The sequence below is a fragment of the Pararhodobacter zhoushanensis genome (assembly GCF_025949695.1).
Taxonomy (GTDB): Bacteria; Pseudomonadota; Alphaproteobacteria; order Rhodobacterales; family Rhodobacteraceae; genus Pararhodobacter; species Pararhodobacter zhoushanensis_A.
The window spans coordinates 3,524,051-3,538,655 of record NZ_JAPDFL010000001.1 but is presented as its reverse complement, the minus strand read 5'-3'; the positions used below and the strand labels follow the sequence as shown (position 1 = coordinate 3,538,655).

Here is a 14,605-nt window from a genome sequence, read left to right as displayed (position 1 = left end):
GGCAAGCCCGCGTTGGCGATCAGAAGGGTTTGACCACCACGACCCACAGGATCGCGATGACGCCGATCACGCTGACCTCGTTGAAGATGCGCAAAAACAGGTCGCTTTCGCGGAATTCGCCGCGTTTTGCCCGCATCACCATCATCCCTGTATAGACGTAATGCGCGGCCAGCAGCGCCACCAGCGTGATCTTCAGATGCGTCCAGGGCGCGAAGCTCCAGATCCACCACGCCATCCACAGCCCGGTGATCAGGGCGATCACCCCCAGCCCGGCGGAAAAGCGGTACAGGCGGATCGTCAGATCGCCCAAGGGCCCAAAGGCCCCCAGCTGCGCCCATTCACGCTTCCAGTAGATCAGCGCGCGCGGCACGGCGAAGATGGAGGTCATCCAGCCCATGACGCAGAGGATATGTATGATTTTGACCCAGTCCATGCGCCTTGGATGCCCCCGCGCGCGCGCGGATGCAAGGGGGCTCAGCGTGCGGCAAAGACCGACCAGCCGGTGCGCCGGGCGAGACGCTCCAGCGCGCGGGAGGCCAGTTGCGAGTTGCCGATGGTGTTGAGCCCCGGCGACCAGCAGCCGATGGACGCCCGCCCCGGCGCGACGGCGAGGATACCGCCGCCGACGCCGCTTTTACCCGGCAGGCCCACGCGAAAGGCGAAGTCGCCCGAGCCGTCGTAATGCCCACAGGTCAGCATCAGCGCGTTGATCTGACGCGCCATCCGGGCCGAGACCGCGCGCCGCCCGTCGGGGGCCAGTCGCCCGTCAAAGGCCAGAAAGCGCCCGGCCATCGCCAGCTGGCGCACGCTCATCGCAATCGCACAGTGATGGAAGTAGACGCCCAGCACCTTGTCGGGCTGGCCGGTGACGATGCCATAGCTGCGCATGAAATTCGCCAGCGCGACGTTGCGAAAGCCGGTCTGCTTTTCCGAACGGGCCACGGCGGGGTCGATGGCGATGTCGTCGTCGCCCGCCAGAAAGCGGATGAAGCGCAGGATTTCGCCAAGCGCTTCCTTGGGGGCATACTGCGACAGGATGGCGTCGGTGACCGCAATGGCCCCGGCGTTGATGAAGGGATTGCGTGGGCGTCCGCGCTCGTGTTCCAGCTGCACGATAGAGTTGAACGGATCGCCCGAAGGCTCACGCCCCACCCGCTCCCACACCGCGTTGCCGTGCCGTCCGAGAGCCAGTGCCAGCGTGAACACCTTGGACACGCTCTGGATCGAGAAGGGCACCCCTGTGTCGCCCGCAGCGATCAGCTGGCCATCCGCCGTCGCCACCGCCAGCCCGAACTGATCGGGCCGCACGCCGGCCAGCTGCGGGATGTAATCGGCAACCACGCCGCGGTCGGTCTCGGCGGCCATTTCGGCAGCGATCTCGGTAACGATCCGGGGCAGGTCGGGGGCGGGGGGTATGGCCATGCTGGCCTCATACGCGAGGGGCGGGCGCCTTTCCAAGGGGTTTCACGCGGGGCGGGGCGTGCTGACCCCTTGATTTCCGCCGCCCGCCCGTGCAAGCCCTCAGACGTTCAAGGACGGGGACTGCTATGACCAGGATCGACGAGACATTCGCCCGCCTGCGCGCCGAGAAGCGCAAGGCATTCGTGGCTTACATGATGGGCGGCGACCCGGACACCGAGACCTCGCTCAAGGTCATGCAGGGCCTGCCCGGCGCGGGGGTGGATATCATCGAGCTGGGCATGCCCTTTACCGACCCGATGGCGGATGGCTCGACGATCCAGCTGGCCGGTCAGCGCGCGCTGGATGGCGGCATGACGATGGACAAGGTGCTGGATATGGTCCGCGCTTTCCGGTCCGGGGATGCGACCACCCCGATCGTGCTGATGGGCTACTACAACCCGATCTATGCGCGCGGTGTGGACCGGTTTCTGGCCGACGCGGTCCTCGCTGGCATCGACGGGCTGATCGTGGTCGACCTGCCGCCCGAAGAAGACAGCGAGCTGTGCCTGCCCGCGCAGGCGGCGGGGATGAACTTCATCCGGCTGGCGACGCCGACGACCGACGACAAGCGGCTGCCCAAGGTGCTGCAGAACACGTCCGGGTTTGTCTATTACGTGTCGGTCACCGGGACCACCGGGGCGGCGGCGGCGCAGGCAAGCGATGTTGCGCCTGAGGTCGCCCGGATCAAGGCGGCGACGGATCTGCCGGTGATCGTGGGCTTCGGCATCTCGACCCCCGAGACGGCGCAGAGCATCGCCTCGGTCGCGGATGGCTGCGTGGTCGGCTCGGCGATCGTGAAAGAGATCGGCGCGGGGAAATCGGTCGCAGACGTGCTGGCTTTCGTCGCCTCGCTGGCCGAGGGCGCGCACCGGGGGTGAGAGCCTGGTCCCACGATGGGACAGCTTGGCGGGGTGTGTCAGATCAAGGGGTTAGCGGGGGGCGTTAAGGGTTTCCTAGGGAATGTCCCCCGGGGTGGCCTGCATCGGTGATGGGGGCGACGAGGTCTGGCGGCACTGGACTTGCGATGTATGTTTGGGCGCGAAGCGGCAGAGTCGCTGCGATCCGTATTGACGTGTGCTGTCCGAATGATGCGGGCGTAAACGCAAGCCTTGCCGGCACCTGTCGGCCCTGTTCCCGCCGCCCAACTTGGCCCTGTCCGCTTAAGGACTGTCCGTCCCCATTGCCTTGGCATCTTGCGCGGGCTGAACGCGCTTCTCGAACCTGAACATTTCATCGTCACTCATATCGTCGCTGGATCCCTGCGACGACGGGTCAGGATTGCCCGCATGGTGGTATTCGACGATGTGGAAGCCACAGACATTCACGTAGAAGTGGATATTGCGTCGCTCGAAACAGGGCGTGACCGTCGTCCAGACCTGCGTCTGGGGATAGAGGGCCTCGATCGCGCTCCAAGCCCGGCGTCCGATGCCGCGTCCGATGTCGCCCGCCTGCACGTAAAACAGATCGAGCGAGTTATGATTGCTCTCTTCATCGATCGAGACCACAGCCCCGCCAACCCACTGTCCATTCAACAGAATGCGATGCACCACGGCGCCCGGTGCCGTGAAGGATGCCGACACGTCCGCGTCCGACGGGATCGGCCCGTCGCGCAGCGGCCCGAAGGCCTCAACGGCAGCGATTGCAAAAGCCTCCTGCAGATCCCTGCGAAAACGCGGCAGATCGCTCTCAGACGCGATGTCCAAGGAGATGGTAGTCGTTTCAAGATCGGTCATCGGGAATGTCCCTATCGAAAGTGCACTGGATTGCCCCGCGCCAGCTTCTGCAACTCTGCGCAGTCTTGAGCAAAACGCACCTGACCAATACTGGACGCAATCGCTGTGTGCCAGATGCGAGCCGACCGCTCAGGACCATGACGGCGGCCAGTGCGATCACGTCACCGTAAGATCCCTTCAAGGCGACCCCAGCCAGCGGCGACGTGTCGACGTTGTCGGGTCCCGTTGCGTTCAGGCCCGTGGCAACGATCACAGCCTGGGGATAGTGCGCGGTCATGACGCTGCGGAGGAAGGCGATGTCGCATGCGCCTCCAAGGTCGAACGATACCTCTTTCGCCAAAGCCACCATGCCGTCCCGCACCGCGCTGTCTTGAGTCGCCTCAAGGTCCGTTTCGGGTGGAAAGCCGTGGTTCGCTGCAAAGGGTTCCCACGTCCGCAGCGCGGGACAAACTGAGCTTTCACGGCGCCTTTTCGAACGACGGCTTCGAGATCACGGCGCGGCTAATATCAATCACTCTTGCGTTGGACCTCCCGGCTAGCGATTGATTGGAAGGAACAAGCCGAGTGTCGCGCCGCTTCACTGATCTAGAAGGAAACAGTTCATGCCCCTGTTCGCGATACTCCGCAAGACCTCAGATTTCTGGAAACCCCTTATGGGTTTTATGGATCGGCAAGGGAACGTAAAGATAGAGCCGCAATTCCTGAACACGGTCTTGTATCAGAGAAAAGTCTTTTCTGACGCTGGGTATACTGTCGTCCAGCGCCCGGGGGCAAAGCAGCCTATCGTTATTGATGAAGGCGGTGAAACGGTTTTCGAGTTTCCAAAGGATCATCAGCCGATTAATTTCGCAGCACCTGACGCGCACGGTATTTTTGGTGTGGTGCATGAAGTGGATGCCGGCAATCAAGAGCTTTGGAAGCTCGATGGGCGTGAATTTTATTTCCTTGGCGAGACCCGCTATTACGCGATGCGGATCGATGGTTCCATCGCATTTGAGGCGTATATCTCAAAAGCCATGAACGGATTCTACGTATTCTCGAAAAGTCCGAAGGCGACTGAAAAGAGGGGACTGATGAATCACGAGGGCCAGGTTATCATTCCGCCGATCTATGATAGAATTTCTCTATCGCAAACAGACCCTTATGTTACTGTCGTGAAAGATGGTGCAGCAAACATCCTGACCTATGAAGGCTCACCCGTGTTTCCGCGTAGTTTCCAGATTGACGATCCATTTTTTCTGCCCACTGTAGAGGACGGACTTTGGATTGTCGCCAAGTCTGATCAGAGCCATGCCGACGTTTATGACGTCGCCTCGACGGCGGTCATCGGCCAGCTTCCAATGACCTTCTCGTCGCCAACGCTCCCAATCGTAATCCCAAGGCTGTCCGGCGGCGTAGTACGTATCAATGACGCCTGCAAAGGTTCCATGTACTTATATCCAGACGGTCGGCCCGTGATGCCGGGAGTTTCAGGGCGACCCCGCTGGTTCAAACCCGAAATGCAAACCGGAGATTTCCATGATGGTCGTGCAAGCTTCAGACTGGGCAAAGTTTCGGGTTATCTGGATTTATCAGGAGAAGCTGCCATCGCTGCGCAGTTCAATTCTGACCATCCGTTTCAACACGGATTGGCCCGTGTAAGATATCCGGCAGATGGAAATTCTTTGGACCGCTACTCCTACATTGACCGGGAAGGTAACGTGGTTTGGCACCAAGAATACTAAACCGGACGACGTGATCCCTTATCAGAAACGTAACACTGTTGCGGACATTCGTTGCGTTTGCAGCATCGGTCAATGTTGGGCTCGATGCGGCCGTTCGCCGCGCGTGGCACGAAGGTCCGCTTCGGCCCCAAAGCCCCCCGTCACAAACCTGTCACCCTCCTGTCACCTCCCCGTTTCACGACTCGCCTATCCGATGCGCGACTGACCCCGTGCAGCCAACGCAAGAAACGGATAGCCACGATGACCGACAAGACCAAACTCTCCGCCGACGAGTGGGACGAGCTGAACTTCCCGCGCTCTCCTGAGAATGATTTTGACCGTGTGGTCGAGAGCGCCTTGAACCGCCGGGGTTTCCTGCGCGGTGTGCTGGCCTTTGGCTCGGGCGCCATGGTGATGGGCACCGGGATGTTGAGCGGGCGCAGCGCGCTGGCCTCGACCACCGCGCGCTTCCCCTTCACCCCGATCGACGCGCAGACCGATGGCGTGGTGCATGTGCCCGCTGGTTACCGCTCTCAGGTGCTGGTCAGCTGGGGCGATGCGCTGTTCTCGGACGCCCAGGGCTACGATGTGGCCGAGGGTGGCCCGGTTGCCGGGTCGGACCGCGTGTTTGGTGAGAACACCGACGGGATGGAGACCTTCTCGTTCCGCGGTCATCAGCTGATCGCGATCAACCAGGAATACACCAACAACGACATCAACCTGCCCGCCGCGCAAGAGGGGGTTCCGGCCAATGCCGAGGACGTTCTCAAGCTGCAGCAGTTGCAGGGTGTGTCGGTGATGGAGATCGCCGAGACTGAGAACGGCTGGTCCGTTGTCGTGGACAGCCCGTTCAACCGCCGCCTGCACCACAACTCGCCGATGACGCTGACCGGGCCTGCCGCGGGCCATGCGCTGATGCAGACCTCGGCCGATGCGTCGGGGATGCAGGCGCTGGGCACGCTGAACAACTGTGGCTCGGGCAAGACGCCCTGGGGCACGTATCTGACCTGCGAAGAAAACTTCAACGGCTACTTCGGCGCGACCGGTGAGATGCCGGCGGACGAGAAGATCGCTGCCGGCTACACCCGTTATGGCATCGACCCCGAGGGTTGGGGCTATGACTACCACAAGTGGGACGCGCGTTTCGACGTGACGCAGGAGCCGAACGAGCCGCACCGCGCGGGCTGGGTGGTCGAGATTGATCCGACCGATCCGACCTCGACCCCGGTCAAGCACACCGGTCTGGGCCGTTTCAAGCATGAGAATGCCGAGGTGGTTCTGGCGCGTGACGGGCGGGTTGTTGTCTATATGGGCGACGATGAGCGCGGCGAGTTCCTGTACAAGTTCGTCTCGAACGGCGTCTATACCCCCGGTGGCTCGACCGAGGGTCTGTTGGATGACGGCACGCTCTATGCCGCCAAATTCAACGACGACATGACCGGCGAATGGCTGGCCCTGACGCCTGAATCGACCGGCATGGAGATGGCCGAGCTGCTGATCTTCACGCGGACCGCTGGCTCGGCGGTGGGGGCGACGACGATGGACCGGCCCGAATGGGTCGCGGTCAACCCCTACGCGGTCGAGGCCTATTGCTGCCTGACCAACAACACCCGCCGCGGCACCCGCACCAACGCGGGCGGCGACGAGACGCCGGTGGGCGGCCCCAACCCGCGTGAAGCCAACCAGTACGGCCAGATCGTGCGCTGGTTCCCCCATGACGACGACCACGCGGCGACCGGCTTTGCCTGGGATCTCTATGTGATGGCGGGCAACCCGGCGGTGCATTCGGACGCTTACGGCGGCTCGGACAACGTGACGGCGGGCAACATGTTCAACTCGCCCGACGGGATGGCGTTTGACTCGACCGGCCTGCTCTGGGTGCAGACCGACGGCGACGACAGCAACGAGGGTGACTTTGCCGGTCAGGGCAACAACCAGATGCTGGCCGGTGATCCGGCAACCGGCGCGATGGCCCGCTTCCTGACCGGGCCGAACGGCTCGGAAGTGACCGGCCTGTGCTGGTCCGAGGATCGCCGCACGATGTTCGTCGGCATCCAGCACCCGGGCGGCACCTGGCCCACCGGCAACGGCGTGCCGCGCTCGTCGGTGGTGGCGGTGACGCGCGAGGATGGCGGTCTGGTGGGCTGACACCCGTCAAGATCTGTGAACAAAGGTCGGGCTCCCAAACGGGGGCCCGATTTTTTTGGCGGTGTCCCCTGATGGGACAGGGGGCTGGGGTGATTGGAAACAAGGGGTTGGCGGTTTGCGTTAACCATTTGGCAAGGATGTCCCGAGGGTGCGCGGGTCTTGGCAGGGGGCGTTTAACGAAGTCGCAAGAATTGGCGGGTTAAGGTCTGTGTACCGGGTTGCGCGTCATACGCCGGTCGATTGTCTGCTCAGGCGCGATCGCCGTGCTGGGGGCGGCACGGTGCGAGAACGGGCGCAGATGGTTGGCGACGGGTCGTGGGGGCGTCTGTCGGAGGGGACGACGTGGGTGCAACGACAAGGCAGGAGGATAGGGAAGAGAGGTAAGCGTGACCGTCGGGGTATCGGCGCAGTCTGCTCAGGTGAACCTTGCGGTGCCGAATGGGCAGCGGCGACGTCAGCGCTGTTGGGCTGGGGCGTGGCAATTCCAGCGGGACCGTCCAGTGCTGCCGGTCCCTTCGATCCAACGCGCTGCGCTTTGCCGCCGGTGAAACGGGGTTCTCCCAGGCTCGGTCGCGCAATCTCTGGCCTCGTTCCGCCCGCGCGCGGGGAGGTGACCGGCAAGTCTGCCGGTCTGGGCGGGCTTCATTTGGTCGGGATCACCCGTGTTGTGGACCCGTCGCGCGCGGGGAAGTTACCGGCAAGCCTTCCAGCATGCGCGGACTTCTGACGGCAAGGAGCAGCCGGGTTGCAGCGACCGGCGCCCCGCTTGATCCTCTCCAGCGGATCGCGATCTCATCGCTGCCAACGCGTCCTTGCAAGCTTTGCGCCCAATGCCGCAGCCGGGCCGCGACGGGGAAGACCATGTTGCGGCAAGTGGGGTGGCGGTCATCGTGCGGTTGGCGGCTGCGCGCCGACAATGGAGGCGATGGCGTCGAAGCAGGACACCGGCGGCTACCAGTGCGGCACCGTATGCCATGAGACCGACGTCGACAGCGACAACGCGATCACCTGCAGCTGTTCGCGCTGCCAGCGGACGGGCTGTGTACTGGCCATGGCCCCGCACGAGACATTCACCCGGCTGACGGGCGGGGACAGTCTGACCGGATACTTGTCCGGCAAGAAGATCATCCAGCGGCAGTTCTGCAAGACTTGGGGCAGCGGGAGCTTTGACTGTGCGTGGAAAGGTTCTGTGCTGACCATGGCCGCGCGCGAGACATTTACCCGGCTGACGGGCGGGGACAGTCTGGCCGGATACCTGTCCGGCAAGAAGATCATCCAGCGGCAGTTCTGCAAGACTTGGGGCGGCGGGAGCTTTTCCTATGCGCGGACGGGCTTTGTGCAGGCCATGGCCCCGCGCGAGACATTTACCCGGCTGAGGGGCGGGGACAGTCTGACCGGATACCTGTCCGGCAAGAAGATCATCCAGCGGCAGTTCTGCAAGGCCTGCGGGGGCGGGAGCTTTGCCTGCGAGCGGATGGGCTTTGTGCAGGCCATTGCCACGCGCGAGACATTTACCCGGCTGACGGGCGGGGACAGTCTGGCCGAATACCTGTCCGGCAGATCCATCCAGAACCAGCTCTGCAAGACTTGCGGGGGCGGGAGCTTTGCCGATGCCCAGCAGGGCGGTGCCCCGGTTGTGGCGATCACGCGGAACGGTGTGCCGGGCGTCAAGGCGCGGTCGCTACGGGCGATCCCGATGCAGGGGCGAACGCCTAAGGTTCGACCGTCACATCGCGCCAGAAGGCGACGTGATCGCGGATCGCCTCGGCCTTGGGCAGCGGGTCGCGGTAGACCCAGGCGGCGTTGGCGCTGACCGCGTTGCCATGGGTGAGGGTGTAATAGGACGCCGTGCCCTTCCAGGGGCAGAGCGAGGTGTGGTCCGAGGCGCTGAAGAAGTCGCGGTTCAGCGCCTCGGGCGGGAAATAGACGTTGTTGTCGAACATCACAGGCGTGTCGGTCTGGGCAATGACCTGCCCCTGCCAGAGTGCGCGTGCCATCGTCTTTCCCCCTTTTGGGTTAAAGCCCGGCGGCTTCGTCCACGCCGAGCATGATGTTGAGGTTCTGCACCGCCGCGCCCGAGGCGCCCTTGCCAAGGTTGTCGAGCACGGCGATCAGCGTGGCGGCACCCGTTTTGGCGTTGCCGTGGACCGAAAGTTCCAGCCGGTTGGTGCCATTGAGACGCTCGGGCCAGACGCGGGGTTCGTGGGTTTCGGCAACGACAAGGGCGATGAAACGCTCGTTCTCATAGGCGGCTTGCAGCGCGTCTTCGGCGGCTTTGAACCCGGCCTCGCCCAGATCGCGCACATGGACGGCGACAGCCATGCCCTGAGCATAATGACCGACCGAGGGCACGAAAACCGGCACGGTCGACAGCAGGCCGTGGGTCTGGATCTCGGGCAGGTGTTTGTGCTGTTGGGTCGCGCCGTAGAGGAACGAGCCGCTAACATCGCCGCTTTCATATTCCGCGATCATCGCCTTGCCGCCGCCGGTGTAGCCCGAAACGCCGGAAATCGCCGGCGGATTGGCCGGGTCGATGAGACCGGCCTCGACCAGCGGGCGGATCAGGGCGATGGCGCAGGTGGACCAGCAGCCGGGGTTCGACACACGGGTGGCCTGCGCCACGGCGGCGCGCTGGCCTGCGGCCATTTCCGGAAAGCCGAACACCCAGTCGGGCGCGATGCGGTGTGCAGTCGAGGCGTCGATCAGCCTTGTGCCATGCGGGGCGGACAGCGCTGCGGCTTCGCGCGCGGCGTCGTCGGGCAGGCACAGGATCGCCACATCGGCCTCGGCCAGCGCGTCGGCCCGGGCGGCGGGGTCTTTTCGGCGGGCGGGGTCGACCTGAATCAGCGTGATGTCGCCCCGCGCTTGCAGCCGCTCGCGGATCTGCAGGCCGGTGGTGCCGACTTCGCCATCAATGAAGACCTTGTGTGCCATTGGAAAATTCCCGTTCCTGGAGTACGCGTCAGATAGGGCAAAGGGGGGCTTGGGGCAAGATTCGTTTGCCTGTGAACTATCGTCTCCGCTTGCGCGACTCGCGTCGAGGCGGTAAGAAATTCTGACCAATTTGCGGAGGACTGCGCCATGCCCGTCATCACCACCATCGAGGATCTGCGCCAGATCTACCAGCGGCGGGCACCGCGGATGTTCTATGATTACTGCGAATCCGGCAGCTGGACCGAGCAGACCTTCCGCCAAAATACCAGCGATTTCGCCAAGATCCACCTGCGCCAGCGCGTGGCGGTGGATATGTCCAACCGCACGACCGAGACCGAGATGATCGGCCAAAAGGTGGCGATGCCGGTGGCACTGGCGCCGGTGGGCCTGACCGGCATGCAGCACGCGGATGGCGAAATTCTGGCGGCGAAGGCGGCGGAAAAATTCGGCGTGCCGTTCACGCTGTCGACAATGTCGATCTGCTCGATCGAGGATGTGGCCGCGCACACGACCAAGCCGTTCTGGTTCCAGCTTTATGTGATGAAGGACGAGGATTTCGTGCGCCGCATCCTGCAGCGGGCCAAGGATGCCGGCTGCTCGGCGCTGGTGCTGACGCTGGATCTGCAATTGCTGGGCCAGCGGCACAAGGATCTGAAAAACGGTCTGAGTGCGCCGCCCAAGCTGACGATCCCGACGATGATCAATCTGGCGACCAAGGTGCAATGGGGCCTTGGCATGCTGGGCACCAAGCGGCGGTTCTTTGGCAATATCGTCGGCCACGCCACGGGGGTGGGCGATCCGGCGTCGCTGGGGGCCTGGACGGCGGAGCAGTTCGATTTGCAGCTGACCTGGGCCAAGATCGAGAAACTGCGCGACATGTGGGGCGGCAAGCTGATCCTGAAGGGGATCAACGATGCCGAGGACGCGATCATGGCGCAAAAGATCGGGGCCGAGGCGATTGTGGTGTCGAACCACGGTGGGCGGCAGCTGGACGGCGCGCATTCGTCGATCCGCATGCTGCCGTCGATTCTGGATGCGGTGGGGGATACCACCGAAGTGCATCTGGACAGCGGCATCCGCTCGGGTCAGGACGTGCTCAAGGCGGTGGCGATGGGCGCGAAATCGACGTTCATCGGGCGCTCGTTCGTCTACGGGCTGGGCGCGATGGGCGAGGCGGGCGTGACCAAGGCGCTGGAGATCATCCATGCCGAGCTGGACAAGACCATGGCGCTGTGTGGCGAGCGGGATGTGAAGGCGCTGGGCCGTCACAACCTGATCGTGCCGCAGGGGTTCGAAGACCCGACGGCGGTGATCTGAGTCCTCAGGCGGCGTCGGGCAGGACGGGCACATAGGGCCGTCCGCCGCGCCGCCGGGCCAGTTCGTCCTGTGCCTGTGCGATCGCGCCGGGCTGCTGGATCAGCGTCAGCGCGGTATGGGCCATGACATTGGCCGCGCGGATCATCGCGCGGTGCGCGGCCGAGCTGCGGCCCTGGGCGACGGCCTGCCATGTGTGGCTGGGCGTACCAACGGCCCAGGTGGCCAGCGCAGCCTCGACCACCGGGATCTGCCAGCTGACATCACCGACATCGGTCGAGCCGGTGCCCTGTTCGATCCGCCCGCTGAAACAGCGCAAGCCGCTGTGCAGCGGCAGCCGCCCGTGGCCCTGTGGCAGCAGCGCGTCGCCTTCTGTCTGGGCGCGGCGGTCGGCGGCGGCGGTATCGCCGAGGCTGTCGCGGATGGCTTGGGCAAAGGCCAGCTCGTCGCGGGCAAAGTTGAGCGTTCCCAAGGCCAGCATCGCCTGATGCATGACAGCGCAGAGTGCCGCATTGGGCAGCACATTGGCCGCGCCGCCCTCGCCGATGATCTCGACCTGCGTGCCGGTCATCAGCGCGGCCCCGCGCGCCACATCATCGACGCGGGCGATCAGCGCGTGCAGGTCGTCCAGTTCGGGCGCGCGGATCATGTACAGGGATTCGGCGCGGGCCTGCACGACATTGGGCGCGCTGCCGCCCGCGTCGGTGGCGGCGTAGTGCAGGCGGGCCTCTTGCGGCATGTGTTCGCGCAGGTAGTTCGCGCCGACGTTCATCAATTCGACCGCATCCAGCGCGGAACGGCCCAGATGCGGGGACATGGCGGCATGGGCGGCGCGTCCGGTGAAGCGGTAGCGGCGGTTGGCGACGGCCAGCGTGGCGCGGGCGCGCACGGCGTTATAGGTGCCCGGATGCCAGCCGATGCCGACCTGCGCGTCGTCAAACGCCCCGGCGGCGACCATGCGCACCTTGCCCCAGCCGCCTTCTTCTGCCGGGCACCCGTAGTATCGCACGCGCGCGGCAATGCCGGTGTCGCGCAATCGGGCCGCCAGCGCCGAGGCGGCCAGCATCGAGGCCGCGCCCAGCAGGTTATGGCCGCAGCCGTGGCCGTTGCCGCCGTCCTCGACCGCGAGGGGTTTGGCGAGGCCCGCCTGCTGGCTGAGGCCGGGCAGGGCGTCAAACTCGCCCAGAAAGGCGATCACCGGCCCGTCGGTGCCCCAGTCGGCGGTAAAGGCGGTGTCCAGCCCGGCGATGTTCCGGGTGATGGCAAAGCCCTGTGCCGCCAAGGCGTCGATCTGCGCTGCGACCGAGCGGTGCTCGGCGTAGCACAGTTCGGGCGTGGCCCAGATCGCGTCGGAAACCGCTGTGAAGGTCGGCGCGAGCCGCGTGACCTGGGTGGTGAGCGCCTGCATGGTCAGCCTCGTATGGGCAGGATAAGGCGCGAGGGATGCGCCGGGTCATGGTGGATGGCGTTGACGGCGATGCGGGTGTGGGTGTGACGGCCCAACGACTCGCCGGTGTTCGGGTTGGGGTCAAAGCGCGGGAAGGACGAGGACGACACCAGCACGCGCAGCCGGTGGCCGGGCTGGAACGCGTTGGAAATCGGGTAGAGCGGGAAGCGCACGCGCACCACCTTGCCCGGCTCCATCATCGTGGGCCTGTCGAACCCGTCGCGGTAGCGGACGCGGAAGATGCTGTCGCACAGGTTCAGCCGGTAGCCGGTGGGCCATGTGTCGGACACCGGGTAGAGGTCTTGCAGCATGACGAAGATGTCGGTGTCCGGCGCGTCCGAGGACAGGAAAATCTCGACCTCGGGCACGCCGGTGATTTCGGTTTCGGCCTCGAAGGGCGCGGTGGTGAAGACCAGCGTGTCGGGGCGGTCGGCCAGATCGCCGTAGGGCGGTTCGGCGAACATGCCGTCATGGGTGACTTGGTCGGCAGCACCCTGCAGCACGATGCTTTGGCGCAGGGTGATCGGATCGCCCGTGCGCATCATGCGGGCGAAGGGCGGCAGGTTCTGCGTCATCGACGAGACGTTGCCGGCAACCGTCGGCATCGGGTGTGCGGGTTCATAGGTCAGGGTGCTGGGGGGCGAGGCCGGGGCAGGGTCACGGCTGAGCGCGGCACCGGGGTGCAGGAACCAGTCCTGCGGCTGAACCCCGGTGGGGGGCCATTGCGTATCGGCGACCCATTGGGCGCCGTGCAGCAACTGACCGGCGGCGTTCTTGCCGCCGTCGCCGCCCATGCGGACATAGCGCACCTTGGGCTGATCGACCCATGCGGTTTCATCGCCCTTCAGGAAGCGGTCGAAAAAGCGCAGCATCATCTGTTTGCGGTCACGCTCAAGGTTGCCCTTGATCGGGGCACCGGGGCCCATGTCGACCTGACCGGTCAGGCGGTTGTCGAAATTGGGGCCCCCGTGCACGCCTGCGCCCATCATGAGGTATTGGTGGCTGGCGCGGGCATCCATGGCGAGGAAATTCTCGATCGAGGCGCGGGCGTAGCTGTCGTACCACGCGCCGGCGTAGACGGTGGGGATGTCGGCCGAGCGGTCGCGGTAGGGCGCGAAATTGCGGCTGGGGTTGCGCCAGAACGGGCCATCATCGCCGTTGCGGTAGAGATCCAGCGCCCATTTTTCCCAGTTGGGCAGGGGGGCGAGCGGTGAGTTGCCCTCGGACCACGGCAGGCGGCAGAACCAGTCGTACATGGTTTCCGCATTGCGGACCATGGCGGTCTGGATCGCGGGGTCGGCATGGGCTTCCTGCGCGTGGATGCCGTTGGTGACGGCCCAGCCGAACCAGCGCATCTCGAACGCGCCGTTGTGGCGGATGGCCGAGGTCAGCCCGTTCGAGCCGCCCTGGTTCACCCACATCGCTTTCAGATGCGGCGGGCGCAGCAGGGCGGTGGCGTTCTGGTTCCAGGCCCTGAGCGACGAGCCTTGCGTGCCGATGTTGCCGTCGCAATAGGGGCGGGCGGCCAGCCATTCGATGACGTCATAGCCATCCTCGCCGTCCTGGTCGAGCAGGATGAAATCACCCTCAGACTCGTAGCGGCCCCGGGCGTCCTGCACGAGATAGAGATAGCCGCGCTTGGCGAAATACTCGCCATTGCCCGCCTGACCGGACGGCCCCTTGCCCGAGCGCGTGTCATAGGGCGAGCGGGTGACGACCGCCGGGAAGGGGCCGGGCAGCGGCTCGCCGTCCTTGGCCGGGCGGTAGATGTCGACCGACAGCAACACGCCGTCACGGGCTTTCACCTTGACCGACCGCGAGATCACAACGTCATGAACGGGATCGCTGATCATGGGGGGCATGGG

The 14,605-nt window shown here is 64.7% G+C and carries 12 protein-coding genes; 5 read left to right on the top strand and 7 right to left on the bottom strand.

The genetic code is table 11. The features are described 5' to 3' along the window. Positions 1 to 19: 19 nt before the first annotated feature. Both OKW52_RS17520 and OKW52_RS17515 read right to left on the bottom strand, forming a co-directional pair. A complete protein-coding gene (locus OKW52_RS17520; RefSeq protein ID WP_264417442.1) occupies positions 20 to 433 on the bottom strand; it encodes a CopD family protein in 414 nt (137 codons plus the stop codon). Between the two features lie 41 nt (positions 434 to 474). Continuing rightward, complete coding sequence (locus tag OKW52_RS17515; protein ID WP_264506844.1) at positions 475 to 1,422, bottom strand: glutaminase; 948 nt, start codon at positions 1,420 to 1,422, stop codon at positions 475 to 477. A gap of 125 nt (positions 1,423 to 1,547) precedes the next feature. Here OKW52_RS17515 and trpA point away from each other — a divergent pair, with 125 nt between their 5' ends. Further along, a complete protein-coding gene (gene trpA, locus OKW52_RS17510; RefSeq protein WP_264417441.1) occupies positions 1,548 to 2,339 on the top strand; it encodes a tryptophan synthase subunit alpha in 792 nt (263 codons plus the stop codon). Positions 2,340 to 2,621: 282 nt separating this feature from the next. Here trpA and OKW52_RS17505 read toward each other — a convergent pair whose 3' ends face one another. Beyond that, on the bottom strand, positions 2,622 to 3,194 hold the full coding sequence (locus OKW52_RS17505) for a GNAT family N-acetyltransferase (protein ID WP_264506843.1): 573 nt from the start codon (positions 3,192 to 3,194) through the stop codon (positions 2,622 to 2,624). A gap of 602 nt (positions 3,195 to 3,796) precedes the next feature. Between OKW52_RS17505 and OKW52_RS17500 the strand changes: the two genes are divergently transcribed. From OKW52_RS17500 to OKW52_RS17490, 3 genes are all read left to right on the top strand, one after another. After that, entirely contained in the window at positions 3,797 to 4,918 is a 1,122-nt protein-coding gene (locus tag OKW52_RS17500) for a WG repeat-containing protein (protein WP_264417439.1), read from the top strand. 240 nt (positions 4,919 to 5,158) lie between these two features. Beyond that, positions 5,159 to 7,045 (top strand): PhoX family protein, encoded by a 1,887-nt coding sequence (locus OKW52_RS17495; protein ID WP_264506842.1) that lies wholly within the window; start codon positions 5,159 to 5,161, stop codon positions 7,043 to 7,045. Between the two features lie 925 nt (positions 7,046 to 7,970). Beyond that, positions 7,971 to 8,858: a GFA family protein gene (locus OKW52_RS17490; RefSeq protein ID WP_264506841.1), complete on the top strand. Its 888-nt coding sequence runs from the start codon at positions 7,971 to 7,973 to the stop codon at positions 8,856 to 8,858. Here the strand turns inward: OKW52_RS17490 and OKW52_RS17485 are convergent. Together OKW52_RS17485 and argC are read right to left on the bottom strand one after the other, a co-directional pair. After that, positions 8,758 to 9,042 (bottom strand): DUF427 domain-containing protein, encoded by a 285-nt coding sequence (locus tag OKW52_RS17485; RefSeq protein ID WP_264506840.1) that lies wholly within the window; start codon positions 9,040 to 9,042, stop codon positions 8,758 to 8,760. The two genes, OKW52_RS17490 and OKW52_RS17485, sit on opposite strands and share 101 nt — an antisense overlap. A 19-nt stretch (positions 9,043 to 9,061) precedes the next feature. Next, positions 9,062 to 9,979 carry an N-acetyl-gamma-glutamyl-phosphate reductase gene (argC, locus tag OKW52_RS17480; RefSeq protein WP_264417434.1) on the bottom strand — a complete coding sequence of 306 codons (918 nt, stop codon included), beginning with the start codon at positions 9,977 to 9,979 and terminating at the stop codon, positions 9,062 to 9,064. 147 nt (positions 9,980 to 10,126) lie between these two features. On the opposite strand from argC, the gene OKW52_RS17475 reads away from it, so the two are divergent. Continuing rightward, positions 10,127 to 11,296 carry an alpha-hydroxy acid oxidase gene (locus OKW52_RS17475; RefSeq protein ID WP_264506839.1) on the top strand — a complete coding sequence of 390 codons (1,170 nt, stop codon included), beginning with the start codon at positions 10,127 to 10,129 and terminating at the stop codon, positions 11,294 to 11,296. Between the two features lie 4 nt (positions 11,297 to 11,300). On the opposite strand, the gene OKW52_RS17470 is transcribed toward OKW52_RS17475, so the two are convergent. Both OKW52_RS17470 and OKW52_RS17465 read right to left on the bottom strand, forming a co-directional pair. Beyond that, positions 11,301 to 12,701 carry an amidohydrolase gene (locus OKW52_RS17470; RefSeq protein ID WP_264506838.1) on the bottom strand — a complete coding sequence of 467 codons (1,401 nt, stop codon included), beginning with the start codon at positions 12,699 to 12,701 and terminating at the stop codon, positions 11,301 to 11,303. A gap of 2 nt (positions 12,702 to 12,703) precedes the next feature. Next, positions 12,704 to 14,602, bottom strand: coding sequence for a CocE/NonD family hydrolase (locus tag OKW52_RS17465; protein ID WP_264506837.1), 1,899 nt, complete (start codon positions 14,600 to 14,602; stop codon positions 12,704 to 12,706). Between the last annotated feature and the right edge of the window lie 3 nt (positions 14,603 to 14,605).